Raw genomic sequence first — 20,600 nt, 5'->3', positions numbered from 1 at the left:
AAACCATGAAAAAAACACTTTTAGCTTTATTTTTAGTTTTTTGCTGTACTCAATTATCTTTTTCACAAACAAGCGAAGATGCTACAGGCGAAACAGGACTTTATAGAGAATATGAAAAAGCAGATAAAGAACTAAATGTTGTTTATAATAAACTTAAAAAGAAATTGAGTAAAGCTGATCAAACTGCTTTAACTAATGCCCAAAAGGATTGGATTAATTTTAGAGATTCTAACTGTAAATTTAAAAGTTATGCTGAAGATGAAGATGGCGTGATTGCCAACAAAATGAATATTGATTGTTTAACACAAGCAACCATAAGCAGAACTAAAGAATTAAAGGAATTAATTGAAGGTTTTTAATATGACGATAAAAACTTCAAAAAATAAAAACAATGAGTAAAAATGTATTTGTAGAAGGACCAATTGCTCCTGAATTTATAGCGGAGTCGATTGCAAAGCACCAGTCGAAACATACAATTGGGGCGCATAATATTTTTCTAGGTCAAGTTCGCGCCGATGTGATTCACGATAACACTGTCGTAGCAATTGATTATTCTGCATACACTGATATGGCGATTGAAGCATTGCATACCATTCGTGAAAAAGCTTTCGCCAAATTCGATTTAACCTGCATGCACATTTACCATAGTTTGGGCGTTGTAAAAGCGGGCGAAATTTGTTTATTCGTTTTCGTTTCGGCAACACGTCGTAAACAAGTTTATGAAGCTACGGAAGCGATTGTAAATTGGATTAAAACTGATGTGCCGATTTTTGGCAAAGAAATGTTTGAAAATGACACATTCACTTGGAAACAAAATAGTTAATGGTAGATATTACGCATAAAATAAGCACGTTAAGAAAAGCAACCGCAACTGCAATTGTAAAAGTCAGCAGACAAGAAACAATTGACGCGGTGGTAAATAATCTTGTGCCAAAAGGAAACGTACTCGAAATGGCAAAAACTGCCGGATTATTTGCGGTAAAAAATACACATTTGTCAATCCCTGATTGTCACCCGATTCCAATTGAATTTACTTCGGTAAAATATAAAATTGAAGGATTAGAAATTCAGATAATTTTCAATGTAAAAACGGTTTACAAAACTGGAGTTGAGGTCGAAGCGATGCACGGCGCATCGATTGTAGCGTTGACAATGTACGATATGTTGAAACCGATTGATAAAGAAATTGAAATTTCAACTATCAAATTAATCAATAAAGAAGGCGGAAAATCTTCTTTCAAAAATAAATTTCCGAATGCTATAAAAGCAGCTGTTTTTGTTTGTTCTGATTCGGTTTTTGCTGGAGACAAGGAAGATCGTTCTGGAAAAACTATCGTAGAAAAACTAGACTCTTACGGAGTTGAAACTTCTCATTATGAAGTTATTCCCGATGAATTTGATATTATTCAGGAAAAAACAAAAGCTTTCGCCAAAGAACATCAGTTGGTTATTTTTACAGGTGGAACCGGATTGTCTCCAAGAGATGTTACACCAGAAGCTTTATCGCCAATTTTAGAAAGTAGAATTCCCGGAATCGAAGAAGCCATTCGTAATTACGGACAGCAAAGAATGCCTTATGCAATGCTTTCAAGAAGCGTGGCTGGAACTTTAGGTAAAAGTTTAGTTTTGGCTTTGCCAGGTTCTACAAACGGAGTACGAGAATCTATGGACGCTGTTTTTCCGCATGTCATGCATGTTTTTCATATTTTAAAAGGTAAAAATCATGAAAGCCTCTAACGCAATTTTAACGGACGGTTTTGGGCGCAGACATAATTACTTGCGTATTTCGTTGCTGGAAAAATGCAATCTGCGTTGTACGTACTGCATGCCAGCCGACGGTATTGCGCTTTCTCCAAAAGCCAGTTTAATGACGGCCGATGAGATTTTTGGTATCGCACAGACTTTCGTACAAAATGGTGTAGACAAAATTAGATTAACCGGAGGAGAACCTTTGTTAAGAAAGGATTTTCCAGAAATTGTTTCAAAATTAGCTTCGTTAGATATTTCCCTTTCCATAACTACAAACGGAATTTTAATTGATCGTCATATTGATGTTTTAAAACAGTTTAAAATCAAAAAAATCAATTTGAGTTTAGATACTTTAGTTTCGTCTAAATTCGCCTCTATAACGCTTAGAAACCAGTTTGAAAAGGTTGTTGATAATCTGCATTTGCTTTTGAATAACGATTTTCAAGTAAAAGTAAATGTAGTTTTGATGAAAGGTTTTAACGATAACGAAATTGTTGATTTTGTAAAACTGACTCAGTTTCTGCCAATTTCTGTTCGTTTTATTGAGTTTATGCCGTTTGCAGGAAACGAGTGGGACAGAAGCAAAATGGTTTCTCAAAATGAGATTTTATCCTTGGTCGAAAGTGATTTTTCCTCTGAAGAAATTCAAAAATTAGAAGAGGAAAAAAACTTTACTTCGAGAAATTATAAAATAAAAGGTTTCCAAGGTGATTTTGGAATTATAAGCTCGATTACAAATCCGTTTTGTGACAGCTGTAACCGAATTCGATTGACTGCCGATGGGAAAATCAAAAATTGCCTTTTTTCTAATTCTGAAACCGATTTATTAACGGCTTTTAGAAATGGTGAATCAATTACAAACTTGATTTCAGAATCTGTTCAAAATAAAAAGAAAGTTCGTGCCGGAATGGTAAGTGTTTCTGAAATGGATGATCCAGCAAAACATTTTGATAATCGCAGTATGATTGCGATTGGGGGATAATTGTTGATTGTTGATTGTTGATTGTTGCTTGTTGATTGTTGATTGTTGATTGTTGATTGTAACTCATTATTATGCACCATCCGACCTCGTCTAATTTGACATGACGATTGTCAGGCTGAGCGAAGTCGAAGCCCTTCGAACAGTATGTCCTTGCGAGGAACGAAGCAATCTCACTTTTATGACCAACGTTACTTATTGTTAGTGCGGTTGCTTCGTTCCTCGCAATGACTGATTGGAGCGCATAAAAAAAAGGTTTAACTTTTTTAAAGTCAAACCTTCTTAAATATTATTTTTTCTTTTTAGCTTTTGCCTTTTTTTGAGCTTTTGCTTTCTTTTTAGCAATTTTTTTAGCTTTCGCTTTATCCTTTGCTTTTTTAGCTTTTTCTTTTTTCTTAGCAGCCGCTTTTTGTTTTGCTTTTTTTGCTTTCTCTTTCTTTTTATCTTTTTTAGCTTTTTCTTTTTTCTTAGCTAATTTCTTTTTCTCTTTTTCCTTTTCTTTATCTTTCACTTTTTTGGCTTTTTTAGCAGTTTTATCTTTTTCAGTTTTAACCGCTTGGTTAGTATTGTCTTCTTTTGATTCAGTAGTTGACTTTGTCGCAACTGCAGTTTTTTCCTCTGGCTTTGCAACTGGCGTCAAGACTTTTTTAGCTGGAGTTCTTCTTACAGCTGGTTTTGGTGAAGTTGTTGCAACAGTTTTCACAACAGCTTTAGCCGGTGTTTTTGTTGTCGATGTTGCGGCTGTCTTTTTTACAGTTGCTGAAGGCGCTTTTGTTGTTGCTGGCTTTGCGGTTGCTGAAGCAACTGGTTTTGCTGTCGTTGTTGCTTTTACAGGAGCTTTACGAACTGGTGCTTTTTTTACAGGTGTATTTTCAGCTTTTACAGTATTGGCAGCAGGTTGAGCGGTTTCAGTTTTTGGAGAATCGATTTTTTCCGGATTTGTCTCTTCGGTTTTGTTTTCCATATTTTTAGTGCTTTTAAGAAGATTAATATTAACAATGTAACTAAATTGTTAATTTACAGTTAAGTAAAGATAATTATAAAACAAGCTTCTCAATGTTAAGCTTTTAGTTAAATTTTAATGTTAAATGTTTGAAAATTAATTATTTGTGTTTTTTAGGAAAACTTAAAAGTAAAATCTCTTAACAATTCTACTTGGAAAAATGGGTGATTATGTGTGGTAAAAAGATGTAAGATGCAAGATGTAAGATGTAAAATGTAAAATGTAAAATGTAAAATGTAAAATGTAAAATGTAAGATGCAAGATGTAAGATGTAAGATGCAAGATGTAAGATGCAAGATGCAAGATGCAAGATGTAAGATGTAAGATGTAAGATGTAAGATGCAAGATGCAAGATGCAAGATGTAAGATGTAAGATGTAAGATGTAAGATGCAAGATGAAACTTGAAACTTGAAACTTGAAACTTGAAACTTGAAACTTGAAACTTGAAACTTGAAACTTGAAACATTCCAAATAAGTTCTTATGAAAAAGAGTGCCCTAGCCCTGATGGGAGCGGCATCCTTTTGTGCCGGGGTTCGGCACAAAAGATACAGCGGACAGCAGGAATATGCTCCTAATAATTATGCTGAAAATTTTAATTCTTTACAATCTCTAAAATCTTGAAGTTGCTTTTTGGGGCTTCACATAGCGAACAACAATAATTTTCGTCTAGATCTGTAAACAAAATGCCTTTTGGAATACCTCGACTTTCATCTCCGTATTCAGGTTTATAAAGTGTTAAACATTCTTGGCATTGATAAATGTCTAATTGTGGTTTTTCTTTTTTCTGGGTGTTTTTGATTGTTTCTGTAGTTGAATTTCCGAGTTCGTCGAAATATTTTCGGCTTAATTCGATTAAAATTGTTGGCAGTTCAAGTTTGTCAATGTCTTGTGAATGAACAATGTATTCTCGTGTATTTGGGTCGAAATTTTTCGCAAACAAAACATTATAAGTATCTCTGATTTTAATGGATTCTAAAGCGGCTGGAAGTTCATTTTTTTCAATAACAATCGATGTGAAATAATGCCCGTCGCGATTGTATTCTGAAATTCCGAAATTCAGTCCGTAAGTACTGATGTCAAATTGATCGAGCGTACGAACCAAAAAAGTTTTAAGATTAAGTGCCCATTCCATCGCCACAGGCAAATGCCAGTTTAATTCCAATAAAGAATGACGAACGTTGATGCCACGTTTTCCTAAGAATTTTTCCCATTCGAGTTTTCTGTCTTTCGGAATTCCTTTGATGATGAATGATTTCCACGGCGTAATACATATTTTCCCGATTTTGCATTCAAAACATAAGTCGCACATTTCTTTTAGAAAATCTAGATCATATAAATTGTTTCTCCAATAAAGTCCCAGCCAATATTGATCAATTCCCATTCGGTTCATGCCTTCGTAATAGGGGAAGGGATAAAACGGAATATTCAGCGGTTTATCAATTGTTCGGTTATTGGTGTCCAAAGCTTCACTTACTATCGTAAAAAGCATTTCGATATCGATCGAATCTTCTTGGGAGATTTTTTCAATTTCATAATAAATTTTGGCCAAGTCCCAGCTGTAAATCAAAACGGGATAAACCTCCATTTTCTCCCATTTTGGAAGTCGAATATATAAGTACCAATAATCTTCGTGCTCTGAAGCGATAAAATTTAAATGTCCTGTAAATAAAGGAACTAACTGCTGTTTTGGATCGGTTATGTTGACTTTTAGTTTTGGCTGTTCTTTAAATTCTTCCAAAATATATAAAAATCGATTTCCGGTTAGCCAGTTTGTATTTCTGAAAATATCCGTCGATACATAAGAAGAAACGATATTATTCCCACTTTTTTGATCTGGATACACAAAATGATGTTTGCCCAAAGTTGTTTTGTCCAAAGATTTAAAACCTTTCGGAAAAATAATATCCTGTCTTGAACCAAAAGAAATAGAATCCAGACCTTCATCTAAAGCAATATTTATTACTTCTCGCAATTCTCCCGGCGAAATAACGCCTCCTTTTATTATTAATCTTGTTAGTTCCATTTTTTTTCTTTTTGTTTCAGGTTTCAGGTTTTCTTTGTTTCAAGTTTACTACGTTCCAACAACTTGAAACGTGAAACCTGAAACAAAAGAAACTAAATTTTACACTTCGCCAATATCTCCTTAACCTCAGTTTTACAGCTTCCGCATCCTAATCCTGCGCCGGTATTTTTACATAAATCGGTAAAATCGCTTACACCGCTTTTGATGGTTTCTTCGATGTTTCCGGCGCCAACTTGACTGCAGGAGCAGACTAATTTTCCTAAAACCGGTTTTGCATTAGAGCTTCCTCTCAAAAGTGTATTTCGTTTGTCTGATAATTCGATTTTGCTTTCAATCATGGTTTTAAATTCGGCAAATTCGTTTTTATCGCCCATTAAGATGGCACCAACTAAAAGATCATCTTTTACGATACATTTTTTATAATAACGTTTTTTCAAATCGGCAAAAACAATTTCTTCATAGGAATCGTCATTTTCTGGAATTTCAATATCGCCAATACTGCAAAGGTTGATGTCTTCTAATTTTAGAATATTCATCAAAATAGAACCCTTGTAATAACTGCTGATGTCGCCGGCTAAAAAATTTGCCAGAATATCGGCTTGTTCTTCGGCGGCAGATGTGATTCCGAATAATTTGTTGTTGAATTCGGCTATTTCGCCAATGGCAAAAATATCAGGATTTGAAGTTTGTAAATACTGATTCACTTTTACGCCACGTCCGCAGGATAAACCGCTTTCGCGTGCAATTTCAATATTCGGAATCGTTCCAATGGTATATACAATCGCGTTTGCCGTAATGATTTTACCACTTTTTAAGGCAATTTCAATTTCATTTGGATTATCAGTTTCAAAAACGGTGCTTACTTCATTATCAAAATAAATTTGAATATCACGAAGCTGTACTTCCTCAGCCAATAATTTACTTGAAATTCGGTCCAGTTGACGTTCCATTAAGCGGGAAGCGCGCTGCACAATAGTTGTTTTTACTTTTTTATGTTTTAAAGCGGCGGCCAATTCCAGTCCTAGCAATCCGCCTCCAATAATCACCACATGCTGTTCTTCTGGCGGAAGATTCGTGCTGTCTAAGTGTTTTTTTAATCGGTCGGCATCTTCTTTTTTTCTAACTGTAAATCGGCCCGGAAGATGAAGTTGTGCGTTTTCTGGAATAAACGGTCGGCTTCCGGTGGCTAAAATCAACGAATCAAAAGTATGAATTTCACCTTGGCTGTCTATAATTGTCTTTTTGCTGGTGTCGACTTTATTAATCGCCACTCCGGCTTTCATGGTAATTTTTAATTTATTGAAAGCTTCGCCGTCTTTTACTTTTAAAAGTTGTTCCCAAGAGAATTCTCCCGTCATGTATTCGGGAAGCAAAACACGGTTGTAAAATGGATTTGCTTCATTCGAGAAAACTATAATTTCATCGGTTGTGTTGAATTCCCGATAGTTTTGAATGAATCGGAAAGAAGCGGCGCCGGCGCCAACGATGGCGATTTTCTGAAAAGGTTTTACATATTTAGTAATCGAAACGGTGGTGAATTTAAAGTCAGGTTCTTTTGAAATTGGATCAACAACCGTATTGGTTAAATTATTGGTTCTATTTAAATCATTTTCAAGCTGTTTTCCCCAATGCATTGGCAAAAAAACAACTTTCTCCTTTATGGAATCTGTAACTTTTGCTTTTACTCGAACTTCGCCATTTTTGCTTGTAACCGTAACGATATCGCCGTTTTTTATCTCATTTTTAAAAGCATCAATCGGATTTATTTCTAAAACCGGACTCGGAATATGAGTTAATAATCTTGATACTTTTCCGGTTTTCGTCATCGTATGCCATTGATCGCGAATTCTTCCGGTGGTTAAAATAAACGGAAATTGAGCATTTGGCTGTACCGACGTATTTTCGATTGATACAGGCAGATTAAAAATCGCTTTTCCAGAAGGCGTATAGAATTTTTTATCGGTGAATAATCTTGGTGTTCCAGGATGTCCATAATCTGGAACAGGCCATTGAAACGTTCCTTCGGTTTTTAAACGATTATAATTTAAGAACGAAATATCGATATTAGTACCTTTAGTAAGTGCGCAATGTTCTTTATATATTTCTTCGGCGCTGTTGAAATTGAAGCCATTGAAATTCATCTTTTGAGCAAAACGAATTAAAATTTCAATATCTGGAAGCGCTTCTCCCGGTGCATTGATTCCTTTTGGCAAATAAGAAATACGACGTTCAGAATTGGTCATCGTTCCTTCTTTTTCCAGCCATCCGGCAGCGGGCAAAAGCAAATCGGCGTATTTTGCTGTATCGGCATTATGCGAAATATCCTGAACGACAACAAATTTGGCATTTTGAAGTGCTTTTTCAATTTTTCGAGAATCTGGCAAACTGACTAACGGATTTGTACAGATAATCCAAACAGCTTTCATTTTTCCTGATTCGAGAGCTTCAAACATTTCTGTTGCCGTTAAACCTGGTTTATCTGAAATTTCGTCAACGCCCCAAAAATCAGCTACTTCTTTTCGATGTGTTGGATTGGCAATGTCTTTGTGCGCAGCTAAAAGTGTTGCCATGCCGCCTACTTCGCGACCACCCATTGCGTTGGGCTGACCCGTTAAGGAAAATGGCCCTGAACCTGGCTTACCAACTTGTCCCGTTAATAAAGATAAATTCAATAAAGCCGTATTTTTATCAACTCCAACGGCACTTTGATTCAATCCCATCGCCCAAAGTGAAATAAAACCTTTTGCTTTTCCAATAATGTCAGCGGCGAGTTTAATATCGTTTACAGAAATGCCGCAAAGTTTTGAAGCTTTTTCAAGTGAAGTGCCTAAAACTAAATCTTTATATTGTTTGAAATTCTCTGCGTTATTTTTAACAAAATCATGATCTACGTAACCTTTTTCGATTATGCGTCTGGCAATGGCATGATATAAAATAATGTCTGAACCCGGAATAATCTGTAAATGTAAATCGGCGAAAGCGGCAGTATCTGTTCGCCTTGGATCAATTACGATTATTTTTATTTTTGGATTTTTCTCTTTGTGTTTTTCAATTCTTCTGAAAAGAATAGGGTGACACCAAGCCGGATTTGCGCCTGTTATTAAAAATGTATCAGCAAGTTCAATATCATCGTAAGCAATTGGAACAGAATCTTCTCCAAAGGTTTTTTTATAGCCTACAACAGCAGAACTCATACAAAGCCTTGAATTGGTATCGATATTATTTGTTTTCAAAAAACCTTTTACGAGTTTGTTTACTAAGTAATATTCCTCTGTTAAACATTGTCCTGAAATATAAAATCCAACGCTGTCTGGCCCATGTTTTTTTATAATGGAAGAAAAAACTGCAGCGGCGCGGTCAAGTGCAGTATCCCAGCTTACGCGTTCCAGCGGATATGATTTACTGCCTCGCATTTCGGGATATAAAATTCGGTCAGAAGTATCGTTGACTACGTAATGCAAATTCATTCCTTTTGAACATAACATTCCTTTATTTACCGGATGATCTTTGTCACCTTCTACCATAACGCCATTTTTGGCATCGTTGGTCACGATTATGCCACAGCCAACGCCGCAATACGAACAGGTAGTTTTGATTTTGGTATTTTGCATTACAGTTCTTTTTTAGATGCTATTTCCTGAATCTGTAGTGATTTAGATAAATCACTTATACAAAAATAAGTATTTTTACGTATAAATACTTATTTTTTGAATTTATTTTTTTATTTTTGATGCAATGAAATGAGCAACAAGAAATTAGTTTTTTAATCAGATAAAAATTAGGACTCATGAAAGAGGAGCAAACCGTTTGTTATTCTTGTGCCAATGAAAATTGTTTTATCAAGAAGCACCAGCATTTAGAGGAAATGAATACTTATGTTTCTAAGAAACAGAATATAGTCATAAAAAAATCAGAGCAATTTATTGTGGAAGGTTCCGCTTTGCAGGGACTTTATTTTATCTGTAAAGGAAAAGCGAAAACAGTAAAAACAGGAATAAACGGACGCGAACAAATTGTTCGTTTGACAAAGAATGGAGATATTATCGGCTTTCGTGGATTTGGAACTGGAAAAAAGTACTTAATTGGCGCTTACGCATTAGAAGATACTGTTTTGTGTAATTTCAGCAATGACACTATGCTAGAAATTTTAAAACAGATTCCAGAATTCACTTATGCTTTAATGTTGTTTTATGCTGATGAATTAAACAAAAGCGAAAACAATATTCGTAAAATCGCGCACATGAATGTTCGTGAGCGCGTGGTTGATTTATTGCTTTATATTCACCGCAAGTTTGGGCAAATCAATGGTTTAATTGATATTGATCTTTCCCGAAAAGAAATTGCCGATTTTGCCGGAACAACTGAAGAGCAAGCTATTCGAGTAATTTCGAGTCTTAAAAAAGAAGCTTTGATAAAAACGGTTGGAAAACGAATTGGGATTTTAGATGTTGAGGAATTACGTTCTGAAATTATGGAGCATAAATATTTTTAAGGTTTTCTAACACATAGAGAATAGCTATGTTTCTATCTGTTAAAATGGATACGTACAAATACTTATTTTTTCCTACCTATAAATCGAATTACAGAACCTGTTCCATTATGGAATAAACCTTCGTTTAATTCGATTTCTTTTTCTTCCAATTCGATGATTTCATAATTCGGAAAATCACTTTTTATTTCTTCGATTGAAAAAAGCGATTCGATATCTTTTGGTCCGCCAACTTTATCATTTATCGCAAGATATTCTAAATGCTTTTTACTGAAAGCTTCAAAAATAATAATTCCGTCCTTGCGTAATAATTGATCCAGCTGTTTGTGAATATCCGATTTAATTTCTGCTGGAAAGTGCGCATAAATCAAAGCAATTGCATCAAATTGCCCTTCCTCAAAATCTAACGTTTCTAATTCTCCAACTTGATAATCAATTGAAACTTTATTGCTTTCTGCAAGTTTCAATGCTTTGTTTCTGCCTTCTTCACTAATATCAAAAGCCGAAACTTTCCAACCTAATTTTGCCGTAAAAATAGCATTTCTTCCTTCACCTTCGGCAGGAAATAAAATAGATCCCGGATTTAGTTGTTCGATTTGTTCTTTTAAATAATTGTTGGGTTCTTCGCCATAAGCAAATTCTTCACTGCTGTATCGATCGTCCCATCTTTTGGTCCAGTTATTCATGGTTTAGATATTGAATTTAATTATTAAAGGTTTGTGATCGCTGTACAAAGTCCAATCCTTATAATTTCCGACTTCGACGCTTTCTAAAACTTCGATAAAATCATTTGAAGCAAAACAATAATCCATATGATATGGCTTGTTTTCGTGGCGATACATGTATAAAGTTGGATGTGCTTCTTTGCCTTGAATTTGATTGAAGTATTTGTGATAGGTGCTAAAAATGCTCTTTTCTCCTAATTTATTTACGACCGTTGTATGGTTTCCTTCTCGACGCGGTTTGTCCCAAATCGTATTGCTGTTGAAATCGCCAATTAAAATGGTTTTGGTTTCTTTGATTAGATCTTCGTAATAATTAATAGCTTTCCAGACCTGCGTTACATAAGCGCCATCTTTATCAGCAGGATTATTTGCCCAGACAGCAAATAAAGTAAAATCAACTTTTCCTCCCGTAACGGCTATTGGCAAAATGTTTTTGAAATCTGGATTGTGGCAATCTAGTAATTGAAACTGATAATCACTATAAGAAAAAACACCAACTCCTTTATGCGGATTGGTTCCGTACCAAAGAATGTCATTTGGGGCTTGTATTTCTGTTGGAAATTTTAATTTTTCAGGACTTTCACACTCAGAAATTACGACAATATCAGGATTATAAGGCAGAATAAATTCTGCCTTCTTTCTGAATGCCATGTTGCAATTCCAGGCTATGAGTTTCACTTGATTAAGATTTTTAAACGGAAGTTTGCTATTATTTATACTTTTTCAATTGCTAATGTACCAATATACGATTTAAGTCTGTAGCTATATTTATTCGGATCTGTGCCAAGAGTTTTGAACTCTCTTTTTATCAATTCGATTAAATTTTGCCTTACTGGTTTGTTTTCCAATTTTGCACATTTTGCTTTCAGCCAAAATAAATAGGATGAATTTGGGAAATCTGCCAAGGCTTCATTTAATTCAATATCATCATATCTTAGATCATTGGCTTTAGCCGAAAAATAGCTTTGTGCAAATCGCTCGTCTCTAAATTCTTTCCATCCTAATTTATCTATTTCAGGATTTACAGTTCCATTAACCGATGCTTGTAAATAAGCATATATATTTAGAAGATCTTTGTCTTTTGTTTTCTTTGCAAGGTCTAATAATTCATTGCCACGCTTCGTATAAAATTCATTCTCATTTAGAAGTTTATTAATGAAGCAAATTCGAAGCAAATCAGATGAAAATTCTCCAAAAGCTGGTATTGGATTGTTTTCAAGAATGATCTTGTTTTCGATCAGAACTTTTTTGATCTCTTCTGATTGCCCTATTTCCTCAAGCTCTTTTATTTTTAAATAGGCTTTCAAAATTTTAAAATCTGGATTTGTTTCTCCCAGTTTTGTTTGAGCAAGTTTAAGATCTTCGTCTAAAAAATATTTTTGAGTATGCGTATTCCACCAATCCGTTTCCCAATTTTTATCTAAAAATAGTAACGGATAAAAATTTGAAGTTTTTCCTTTTTCAATCTCAGATCTTAAATCACTTCTGGTTTTGATTTGTGTTGTTTTTCCGTAAATAATGTATATCGCATTGTCGATTGATATGTGATTATCTGCGTGATTTGCTTTGCCCCAATTTAGAATTGATTTTTCTATTTTTCCGGTATTGATGTAGCAATCACTTAACCAGACATAGGCTCTTATGTCTTTTGGAAGATTTTCAGAATATCTTTCATAAAGTTTGGATGCTTCGGCATATTTTTCTTTTCTGTGGAGTTCAATTGCATATTCTAAAACAAAATTTAGATCATTTTTATTAGCTAGATAAGCTTCTTCGTGAAGTTTAAACGATTTGTCGGCGTCAATTTCATAAAGAATTCCACCAATGCTGTATTTTTTATATTCATCTGTACCATTTTTACTGAGTTCATCAACGCAAAGTTTTACTTCAGATTTTACAATACAAGTGCTAAAATTTTTATTTGCTTCTTTTAATTCAGTTTTTGCAGTTTCAATTTTTTCTCTATGAGATTCTAATGTTTGCGAAAAGCATTTTGGAAAGATAAAAATGATTAAAAACAGTGAAAGTATTTTGTTCATGCTTGTTTTTGTAGTTATGGTTATAGATTTTTGTTAATCAAATATACCTAATTTAACAGGATAAAAATGATGTTATAAAAAAATACCCTTTTTCTAAATTGAAAAAGGGTAAATTAAAAATGTATATTTTAGAAAATTAGTTTAATATCGATTTGTGCTTTTAATCTTAGCCCACAAGTGTCGTTACACCGCTATTTACATCAATTTCTGCAAAATTATGCTTTCCCATAACGATAAGTAATTTATCTGAATTATAACCTACATATCTAATTTCCGGTTGTCCTTTTTTTGGTTTTCCACAAACCGAAATTACATTCGTCTGCCATTTCAATTTGCTTCTTTTGTAGGCCGATATTGTTTGTAAGTCATTCTCGACATAATAAACAATACTGTTTTTTTTAATTCCTCTTTTTTGCGTTTTGGCAAAATTTATTTCGGAATTTTTAGAAATTAAGGCATCATTGTACTTTTGGGCGATGCCTGTTTGCGTGACAATAAATGTCAGCATTGACAGTTTTAGGAATGGTTTCATTTTGATAGAATTTGGGGTTCGTAATCACTTCAAATATAAATAATTAAATCATATGACAAAGTTTTAGATGGATAAAAAAAAATCCCTTTTTCCGAAATAGGAAAAGGGGATTTTTTAGGAGTTAATTTTGAAGATAAACTATTTTTTCCAAGTAAAAATTCGTGGATTTACAGAAATCATCAACCAAGCCCAATTGTTGGTATGATCAGCATCGCCGTTTTTAACAAATTCCATAGTCTTAGAACCAAACATTTGCGAATATCCACCTGTAACTGTAATGTCTTTTTTGAAATTATAACCAAAAGTAGCGTCAATCTCAGTTCCTAAATACGAATCTAATTTCTCATTTAATGGTGTAACTACATCAGCAGCAGCTAAAAATGCATGCGGAATCAGGGCAAACTGCCATTTGTTTACATTGTAATTCAGTTTTATAAATGCATCTTGTAAACCAACGTTTTTCAGGTGATTTCCAACATAAAAATAATCCATATAACCGTTAAATCCGTGGTTGGTTCCAAATATAGGATTGAACGATTTAATTACAGTGCTTCCGTCATTTGAATCTTTTCCTGATAAAAATTCGTAACCCAGTCCAACTTTAAAAGCGTCAGTAATATTGTACCCAAAATTGGCTGCTGCATTCCATGCGCTTACTTGTAAATCGGTGCTTTTTCCGGTTTGTCCGTACAGCCAAAAACTAGTATCGATTTTTCCTTTTTTATAAGTTAAATACGGTCCAAAAGTTTGCATGTAATCTACCAATAGTTTCGTAGAAGGGGCTGGATTAGGAGCATATTCATAACCAGTGTTTAATACTAAGAAACTCAAACCTAATTCACTGTTGAATTGATTGTGATACCAGGCATATTGCAAAGTTTTGTAAGTGGCAACCGTATAAGGTGTCTGAAGGACATTTTCGGCGGTAGAGTTATAAGCTCCTCCGAAATCTAATTTTTGTTTTTCAGTATGAAATGTCACTGTAAGAGCATCATGGCTTTGTGCCTGTTGCCCCCAATCTTGCTCACCTAAAATACGCTGATTATCATATGATAATACTTGACGTCCCATTCTAGCGCTCCATTTTTCAGTGAAATTATATTGTGCCCACGCCTCAAAAACCGCAACTCCGTTTTTGTCAGCAACCGCAGCAGGTACAACGTCACCCCAGGTTCTCGTATTTTGTAAAGTCAGTTTTACGGTTAAATCTTCTTGTTTGTAGTTGAAATTTAAACGCGAACGTTGTGAAATTTGTGATGTACCTTCTTGACCATAAGGCAAAAGTGTTTTATAACCGTTGCGATATTCAAAGCGAGGCCTTATCTGTAAGTTTACATCTAATTCCTGTGCCTGAGATTCAATGGTTATTCCGGCTAATAATAAAATAAGTAATTTCAGTTTATTCATGGTTCCTGAGTTTGTTTAAAACGACAAATTTATAAGATTTTTTATTCTAATATTATGATTAAAATCATAATGTTTTGATTATTGTGTGTCGATTGCCAGAACAAATTCGGGTTGTTTTGTGGGAGCCATTTTTGCTATGGTATAATGCATCCAAACCAGACAGGCAGTTGAGAAAATTAAAATAAAAATCCATGAACTTGACCAAATTCCGGTTGCAGTTAATAAATAACCAAATATAATTGGCCCAAAGAAACCTCCTAAACCGCCAATCATTCCTACCATTCCACCTACAACACCAACTTCTGTTGGGAAATACTCTGGAATATGTTTGTAAACCGCTGCCTTGCCAATTCCCCATGAAATTCCGATTAGAATTACCAAAACCAGAAACACCCACATGTTAGCATCAAATTTAATTACTGTAATTCCTTTTGCTAAAAGCTCCTTTTTCTTTACCGTTTGATTTTGTTCGACCACAACTTGCTGCCATGAAGTTTTAGTTGGAAAAATAGCATTTTCGGCTGTATTTTCTTTTTTCTGTGCGATTGTAAAATCAGTTTCGCCTAATTTGATTTTGTCATTTGCAACAGCAGTTATTGTTCCTTTTTTTGTTGCTAAAACGCCTGGGCCTGTAGTAGTGATTTCCATTTTTGGAATTGCCAGCAATGCACTTAAAACTACTGACGAACTCAAAACCCAGTACATAACTTTTCTGGCTCCAAATTTATCTGATAAATAACCTCCAAACGCTCTGATAACTCCTGAAGGAAGACTAAACATAGTAGCAAATAAGCCGCCCATAACTAAGCTAGTTTGGTATACATTCATAAAATTTGGTAAAAGCCATTGTGAATACGCTACAAAACAGCCAAAAACTAGAAAGTAATAAGCTCCAAAACGCCAAACTCTTTCTGATTTTAATGATGTAAGCATTTGAGTGACACTTTTTGTGTTATTCTCTATTTTTTTGTTTTTAGCAAAAATTAAAAAGGCAATACCAATGACAACTAATGAAACGGCATAAATAACAGGAAGGATTTTCCAGCCGTTTTGCGGATCGTTAATTGAAAAATGATTTAATAGAGAAGGAGCAAGAAAAGTTGTAATAGCTGCGCCAGCATTTCCCATTCCGAAAATTCCCAATGCACGGCCTTGCCATTCTTTTGGATACCAAATTGAAGTATATCCAATTCCTACAGCGAAACTTGTGCCTACCATTCCGAAGAAGAAACTCAATAAGGCAAACATGAAAAAACTGTCGGCGTAGGGAAGGAGAAACAGTGGAATCGAGCTTAGAAGCAGTAAAAGGGAAAAAACATATTTTCCTCCAAATTTATCCGTTAAGATTCCAATTGGAAGACGCATTATAGAGCCCGTTAAGATTGGAATACCTAAAAGCCATCCAACTTGAACAACGCTCCAATGGAAAATTCCGTTATCGACTAAAAAGGTCACTAAAACCCCGTTTAAGGTCCAGCAGGCAAAACATATTGTAAATGCCAAAGTATTTAAAAATAAAATCTTGTGTGATTGCGAAAGTGGGTTTGTAGTTTTCATAGTACTTATATTTTTATGTAAAAATAAGTACTATAACTTAGTTAAAAGATGCTAAAACGCAGTTTTTGAAAAATAATTACGTATTTATACGTATTTTTTTAAATCAAAGAATACTCAGTGGCTTTGTTGGAAAGTTCCATTAAGTTTTTCACTTTAAGTTTTTTCATCAAATTAAAGCGGTGCACTTCTGCAGTACGTTTACTGATGTCAAGCGCTTCGGCGATTTCTTTGTTTCCTTTTCCAGATAGCAAAAGAGTCAGGATTTCTTTTTCTCTTTTGGTAATCATCATTTCGTCGCTTAAGTTTTGCCTTGGCTCTAATGAATTGGAAGGATTTGTCAATTGACCAATTAAGATAGAAGAAATATCGCCACTGAAATATTTTCCACCCGCAGAAACGATATGAAGTGCTTTTAAAAATTCTTCTTTAGAAGAGCCTTTCAATAAATATCCGTCGGCGCCGGCTTTTATAGATTTTAATACGTATTCTTCAGATTCGTGCATCGAAAGCATGATGATTTTTACATCGTTGTTTTCGCTTCTAAGTTTTTCTACTAGTTCGATACCAGTTAAGTTTGGCATACGAATATCGGCTATAAGTAAATCAGGTTTTGTTTCGGCAACTACATCAAGCGCATCGGCACCATCGATTGCTTCGCCCACAACCTCAATGTTTGCTTCGTTTTCAAGCAAAGATTTGATTCCGTCTCTAACAAAAACATGGTCATCTGCTAATACTACACGAATGATATTACTCATAATTTACTTAATTTAGATTCTGGTTTTTTACGTATATTCATCTATAAAGAAGACGCTAATATACGTAATTTTTGAATTTTTTAATTAGATAATTAGAAAATGTGGCAATTAGATAATTGAGGAATGTGAAAATAAGGTTGTTAATCGGTTATTTTTTTGTTTGGTTTTTGACAAAGTTTTGACATTAAGTTTGTCATTTCGAGGAACGAGAAATCTTCGCAAGCAGCTCGACAAAGATTGGCGATTTAGATTGCGGAGTTACTTGCGAAGATTTCTCGTTCCTCGAAATGACAAGATTGCGGGTAACTTTCTCAAAGTTTTCTAAGTGTAAAGTTTGTCAATTCTGAGGAACGAAGAATCATACTCGGGATTCGACAAAGATTGTCGATTTGCATTACAGAGTTTTTTTTGTGATCGTTCGTTCCTCAGGATGACAAAAAAAGTCGATATAACTTTATATTTTCTTTTGAAACCGATTGCCCGCGAGAGGGATAGGAGCAAGCTACCGAAGTAGCGCGGATAGCCCGACAGTATTGGGGAAAGTGGGCGAATATAGATAAAGTTAGTTTGCCCACTTTTTCTAATGCTGGCTCGCCCTAATCATAATGTGTCAATTTGATAATTAGATAATTACTTATAGGAACTTGTAAAGCATTGTCGAATTATTTAATTGCCCCATTTTCTAATTATCTAATTGACTAATTATCTCATTTAAGAATCGGGATATTGAAAGTAATTCTCGTTCCTTCGCCTGGGATTGAATTGATGAAAACGCGACCGTTGATGTATTGGATTCTTTCTTTCATAAACAATAAGCCCATTCCAGATTCGCTGTTGCGTTTTTTGTCGACTGAATTGATGTCGAAACCTTTTCCGTTATCGTCGACAATAACGCTTAAAAGTGTTTCGCTATGTGAAAGCTGTACAATAATATGCGATGATTCGGCGTATTTTATGGCGTTGTTGATGGCTTCCTGCGTAAGACGGTAAATGTTGATTTCGATTAAGGAATCTAAACGCTGATCAAAATCGGTTTTGTTGTAGAAAAGTATTTCTTTTCCGGTAAGTTTTGAAAGTTCCTGCGTTAGTTTTGCCAGCGAAGAAACAATTCCGTGATCGCTTAATTCCGGAGGCATTAGGTTAAAAGTTGCGGTGCGGACACCTTTTATAATGTCCAGCGAAAGTTTCTTTAAATACTCAATTTTTTGTTCTGATTTTTCTCTGTCATCTAAATTAATACTTTCTAAACTGAATTTTAAGCCGGTTAGCATTTGACCGATTCCGTCGTGAATTTCTTTGGCGATTCGGTTTTGTTCGTTTTCCTGATTTTCAACAATTTTGCTTGAAATGATCTTTTGCTGATTGATTTTCTCAGTTGTATTTTCAAGGTTTAAGCGTTCGACTTCGCGCTGTGCTTTTTTACGTTCGGTAATATTGAAGCATACAATTAAAAGTTCCAATTCGTCTTTTTTGATCATAACCGGAACCATTGATAAATCGAGCCAAATCTCTACATCTTCTTTATTTAGAATTTTAATTTCGCCTTGCCAGCCACTTCTTTGTTTTTCGAATATCAATCGATCAAAATTGGTCTGTTCTTTTTCGTCAACGGTTAAAACTTCAGAGAATTTTTTATTGGATGAAAACTTGGTATAATTGAGCAGTTTGGCAAATTTTTCGCCAATATGTATGATCGAACCGTCGGGCGCAATTCGGCAATAGAGTAAGGTGTTTTCCATTGCATAATTGAGCGATTTTAATTCTTTAACTGAATTTTCCTTGATTTCGCTTAGAATTTCTGTGTCGTATGCGAGCTTTAAAGCTTTCTTTTCTGAAGATAAAAGTTTGGCGATTAATCTTTCGATTTTTTTATTGGTTGGTTTGAAAATGAAGAAGAATTCTAAAAGAAGTACCAAAAGTGTAAAGCCAAAAATCCAATATTCTATCTTGCGTTGTTCTGTTACTTTTTCGTGTGCTTCGAGATCGTATTGGGTTACAATCTGATTCATTTTAGAAAGGAAAATGTCTTCGTTTTCTAAAATAATAGTTACAAATTTTTGATTTTCGGCAGTTGTTTTTTTTAGCTTTAAATTCAGTAAAAACGAATCGGTTGCCTGTGCAATTTTATTGAAAATCGGATTGATTTCGAGATATAATTTAGAAAGTGTTTCTGATTTTTCTTTTGGAAAAGCCAAGCTGTCACTGCCATTTTCGAGCGCGTTTTGGTTTTTCTTCCAAAGAGCCAAAACTTCATTTAAATGCGAAATTTGTTTAACAGAAGCAGTATCAGAAACGTAATGAAGAATTAGGACTTCTTTCACGATTTTCTGGCTCAGCATTCGCTGTTTTCCCGAAAAATTAATGATTTTAGAATCGCTTAACTGTTGATTCAGATTGTATTGCACTAAAATCTGACTCACAATTATAGTCAAGGCAATAGTAAGAAGCGCAAAAAAATACAGACGGCGTAAATTTTTGAATGTGATTTTATCTTCTTCCTGATTGCTTTTCTTCATAAAGTCAGTTTACAATCCTAAAGATGCTTTTATAAGATTCAGATTTTCTTCAGAATAGTTGATTTTTAACGCTTCCTGATGTCCTTTATCCGACATTTTATCCCAAGTTTTTTTGATGATATTTTTAAGTTTTTCCTCATCGTGTTTGTGTACAAAAGGATCTAAATAATATTCTAAAAAGACTAAGCAAATTACATCTTCAAGCAATTGTGTTTCAGCATCTTTTTTAAGTAGTTTTTTTTCAATTAAAAAAGAAACACGATCGATAAATTCGGGAGCGTAGCCTGCTTTTTCTAAGATCTCAGCAGTAAGTTTTGCATGAAATTTTTTCAATTCTTCTCTCCATCTCAAATAGCCAACGCGATCCATTTGGTACGATTCACGTGCGACTTTCCATCGACAAATATGTTGTGCTTTTGATGCAATCTGGATTTCTTCTGAAGCTTCTGGCTCAAATTGCATCAGTCTTTCGTACATCCTGTTGGAGTACAATAATTCTTTTGGATATTCTGTGTTTTGGTCGGTTTCAATGTTTGGATCTTGAGCATTTTCAGCATCAATCCATTCGCTTGCTTTTTGAAAAGGTGTAGTCATTGTTTGGTTTGATAATAGAATTTCAAAGATACGGAATTAAGTTTTTTTAGCCACGAATTTCACGAATTAGCACGAATTAAATAATTTGAATTCGCAAATTCAAATTATTTATTACGTCATTTTTGTCATTTCTGTAAAAGTCACTTATTTCGGTAACGGATTTATCATTTCGATTGGCTTTTTTCCATCAATACCTTGATGTGGTCTTTCATGATTGTAATAATATA

Annotated in this window: 18 protein-coding genes; 6 read left to right on the top strand and 12 right to left on the bottom strand. The window is 34.4% G+C overall.

Annotated elements, in window-relative coordinates:
- Positions 1-5 precede the first annotated feature (5 nt).
- The 4 genes from EV145_RS06185 to moaA are packed head-to-tail and all read left to right on the top strand — an operon-like array spanning position 6 to position 2,731.
- Positions 6-359 carry a lysozyme inhibitor LprI family protein gene (locus EV145_RS06185; RefSeq protein WP_166638417.1) on the top strand — a complete coding sequence of 118 codons (354 nt, stop codon included), beginning with the start codon at positions 6-8 and terminating at the stop codon, positions 357-359.
- Positions 360-391: 32 nt separating this feature from the next.
- Positions 392-823 carry a molybdenum cofactor biosynthesis protein MoaE gene (locus tag EV145_RS06180; RefSeq protein ID WP_133524354.1) on the top strand — a complete coding sequence of 144 codons (432 nt, stop codon included), beginning with the start codon at positions 392-394 and terminating at the stop codon, positions 821-823.
- Positions 823-1,737: a bifunctional molybdenum cofactor biosynthesis protein MoaC/MoaB gene (gene moaCB / locus EV145_RS06175; protein ID WP_133524353.1), complete on the top strand. Its 915-nt coding sequence runs from the start codon at positions 823-825 to the stop codon at positions 1,735-1,737. The genes EV145_RS06180 and moaCB overlap by 1 nt, the downstream gene beginning before the upstream one ends.
- Complete coding sequence (moaA, locus tag EV145_RS06170) at positions 1,724-2,731, top strand: GTP 3',8-cyclase MoaA (protein WP_133524352.1); 1,008 nt, start codon at positions 1,724-1,726, stop codon at positions 2,729-2,731. Before moaCB ends, moaA begins: the two co-directional genes overlap by 14 nt.
- Before the next feature lie 286 nt (positions 2,732-3,017).
- On the opposite strand, the gene EV145_RS06165 is transcribed toward moaA, so the two are convergent.
- Positions 3,018-3,692, bottom strand: coding sequence for a hypothetical protein (locus EV145_RS06165; protein ID WP_133524351.1), 675 nt, complete (start codon positions 3,690-3,692; stop codon positions 3,018-3,020).
- 521 nt (positions 3,693-4,213) lie between these two features.
- Here EV145_RS06165 and EV145_RS22365 point away from each other — a divergent pair.
- Complete coding sequence (locus EV145_RS22365) at positions 4,214-4,354, top strand: hypothetical protein (RefSeq protein ID WP_166638416.1); 141 nt, start codon at positions 4,214-4,216, stop codon at positions 4,352-4,354.
- Here EV145_RS22365 and EV145_RS06160 read toward each other — a convergent pair.
- Positions 4,326-5,756, bottom strand: coding sequence for a rubredoxin (locus tag EV145_RS06160; RefSeq protein WP_133524350.1), 1,431 nt, complete (start codon positions 5,754-5,756; stop codon positions 4,326-4,328). The two genes, EV145_RS22365 and EV145_RS06160, sit on opposite strands and share 29 nt — an antisense overlap.
- Before the next feature lie 92 nt (positions 5,757-5,848).
- A complete protein-coding gene (locus EV145_RS06155) occupies positions 5,849-9,367 on the bottom strand; it encodes a nitrate reductase (protein WP_133524349.1) in 3,519 nt (1,172 codons plus the stop codon).
- Positions 9,368-9,543: 176 nt separating this feature from the next.
- Between EV145_RS06155 and EV145_RS06150 the strand changes: the two genes are divergently transcribed.
- Positions 9,544-10,248, top strand: coding sequence for a Crp/Fnr family transcriptional regulator (locus EV145_RS06150; protein WP_133524348.1), 705 nt, complete (start codon positions 9,544-9,546; stop codon positions 10,246-10,248).
- 62 nt (positions 10,249-10,310) lie between these two features.
- Here the strand turns inward: EV145_RS06150 and EV145_RS06145 are convergent, their stop codons facing one another.
- From EV145_RS06145 to EV145_RS06105, 9 genes are all read right to left on the bottom strand, one after another.
- Positions 10,311-10,931, bottom strand: coding sequence for a class I SAM-dependent methyltransferase (locus EV145_RS06145; RefSeq protein ID WP_133524347.1), 621 nt, complete (start codon positions 10,929-10,931; stop codon positions 10,311-10,313).
- Positions 10,932-10,934: 3 nt separating this feature from the next.
- Positions 10,935-11,648 carry an endonuclease/exonuclease/phosphatase family protein gene (locus EV145_RS06140; RefSeq protein WP_133524346.1) on the bottom strand — a complete coding sequence of 238 codons (714 nt, stop codon included), beginning with the start codon at positions 11,646-11,648 and terminating at the stop codon, positions 10,935-10,937.
- Between the two features lie 35 nt (positions 11,649-11,683).
- Positions 11,684-13,009, bottom strand: a complete 1,326-nt coding sequence (locus EV145_RS06135) for a tetratricopeptide repeat protein (RefSeq protein WP_133524345.1) — start codon at positions 13,007-13,009, stop codon at positions 11,684-11,686.
- 166 nt (positions 13,010-13,175) lie between these two features.
- Positions 13,176-13,541 carry a hypothetical protein gene (locus EV145_RS06130; RefSeq protein WP_133524344.1) on the bottom strand — a complete coding sequence of 122 codons (366 nt, stop codon included), beginning with the start codon at positions 13,539-13,541 and terminating at the stop codon, positions 13,176-13,178.
- Between the two features lie 138 nt (positions 13,542-13,679).
- Positions 13,680-14,948, bottom strand: a complete 1,269-nt coding sequence (locus EV145_RS06125; protein ID WP_133524343.1) for an alginate export family protein — start codon at positions 14,946-14,948, stop codon at positions 13,680-13,682.
- A gap of 78 nt (positions 14,949-15,026) precedes the next feature.
- The gene (locus EV145_RS06120; protein ID WP_133524342.1) at positions 15,027-16,505 is read right to left on the bottom strand and encodes an MFS transporter; all 1,479 of its coding nucleotides are present in this window, start codon (positions 16,503-16,505) and stop codon (positions 15,027-15,029) included.
- Positions 16,506-16,603: 98 nt separating this feature from the next.
- A complete protein-coding gene (locus EV145_RS06115) occupies positions 16,604-17,263 on the bottom strand; it encodes a response regulator transcription factor (protein WP_133524341.1) in 660 nt (219 codons plus the stop codon).
- Between the two features lie 707 nt (positions 17,264-17,970).
- On the bottom strand, positions 17,971-19,779 hold the full coding sequence (locus tag EV145_RS06110; protein WP_133524340.1) for an ATP-binding protein: 1,809 nt from the start codon (positions 19,777-19,779) through the stop codon (positions 17,971-17,973).
- A gap of 9 nt (positions 19,780-19,788) precedes the next feature.
- The gene (locus tag EV145_RS06105; RefSeq protein WP_133524339.1) at positions 19,789-20,373 is read right to left on the bottom strand and encodes a DUF4202 domain-containing protein; all 585 of its coding nucleotides are present in this window, start codon (positions 20,371-20,373) and stop codon (positions 19,789-19,791) included.
- Positions 20,374-20,600 lie beyond the last annotated feature (227 nt).

The organism is Flavobacterium sp. 245 (genome assembly GCF_004362055.1).
Lineage (GTDB): Bacteria > Bacteroidota > Bacteroidia > Flavobacteriales > Flavobacteriaceae > Flavobacterium.
The sequence above is the reverse complement of the archived record's forward strand: the minus strand, read 5'-3'. Positions and strand labels throughout refer to the sequence as shown.

What these genes read in the sequence shown, in the direction of transcription:
- EV145_RS22365 (WP_166638416.1), top strand. Translation starts at nt 4,214, where the DNA reads ATGAAAAAGAGTGCCCTAGCCCTGATGGGAGCGGCATCCTTTTGTGCC.
- EV145_RS06120 (WP_133524342.1), bottom strand. Translation starts at nt 16,505, where the DNA reads ATGAAAACTACAAACCCACTTTCGCAATCACACAAGATTTTATTTTTA.
- EV145_RS06150 (WP_133524348.1), top strand. Translation starts at nt 9,544, where the DNA reads ATGAAAGAGGAGCAAACCGTTTGTTATTCTTGTGCCAATGAAAATTGT.
- EV145_RS06185 (WP_166638417.1), top strand. Translation starts at nt 6, where the DNA reads ATGAAAAAAACACTTTTAGCTTTATTTTTAGTTTTTTGCTGTACTCAA.
- moaA (WP_133524352.1), top strand. Translation starts at nt 1,724, where the DNA reads ATGAAAGCCTCTAACGCAATTTTAACGGACGGTTTTGGGCGCAGACAT.
- moaCB (WP_133524353.1), top strand. Translation starts at nt 823, where the DNA reads ATGGTAGATATTACGCATAAAATAAGCACGTTAAGAAAAGCAACCGCA.
- EV145_RS06130 (WP_133524344.1), bottom strand. Translation starts at nt 13,541, where the DNA reads ATGAAACCATTCCTAAAACTGTCAATGCTGACATTTATTGTCACGCAA.
- EV145_RS06160 (WP_133524350.1), bottom strand. Translation starts at nt 5,756, where the DNA reads ATGGAACTAACAAGATTAATAATAAAAGGAGGCGTTATTTCGCCGGGA.
- EV145_RS06110 (WP_133524340.1), bottom strand. Translation starts at nt 19,779, where the DNA reads ATGAAGAAAAGCAATCAGGAAGAAGATAAAATCACATTCAAAAATTTA.
- EV145_RS06105 (WP_133524339.1), bottom strand. Translation starts at nt 20,373, where the DNA reads ATGACTACACCTTTTCAAAAAGCAAGCGAATGGATTGATGCTGAAAAT.
- EV145_RS06155 (WP_133524349.1), bottom strand. Translation starts at nt 9,367, where the DNA reads ATGCAAAATACCAAAATCAAAACTACCTGTTCGTATTGCGGCGTTGGC.
- EV145_RS06180 (WP_133524354.1), top strand. Translation starts at nt 392, where the DNA reads ATGAGTAAAAATGTATTTGTAGAAGGACCAATTGCTCCTGAATTTATA.
- EV145_RS06145 (WP_133524347.1), bottom strand. Translation starts at nt 10,931, where the DNA reads ATGAATAACTGGACCAAAAGATGGGACGATCGATACAGCAGTGAAGAA.
- EV145_RS06115 (WP_133524341.1), bottom strand. Translation starts at nt 17,263, where the DNA reads ATGAGTAATATCATTCGTGTAGTATTAGCAGATGACCATGTTTTTGTT.
- EV145_RS06165 (WP_133524351.1), bottom strand. Translation starts at nt 3,692, where the DNA reads ATGGAAAACAAAACCGAAGAGACAAATCCGGAAAAAATCGATTCTCCA.
- EV145_RS06135 (WP_133524345.1), bottom strand. Translation starts at nt 13,009, where the DNA reads ATGAACAAAATACTTTCACTGTTTTTAATCATTTTTATCTTTCCAAAA.
- EV145_RS06125 (WP_133524343.1), bottom strand. Translation starts at nt 14,948, where the DNA reads ATGAATAAACTGAAATTACTTATTTTATTATTAGCCGGAATAACCATT.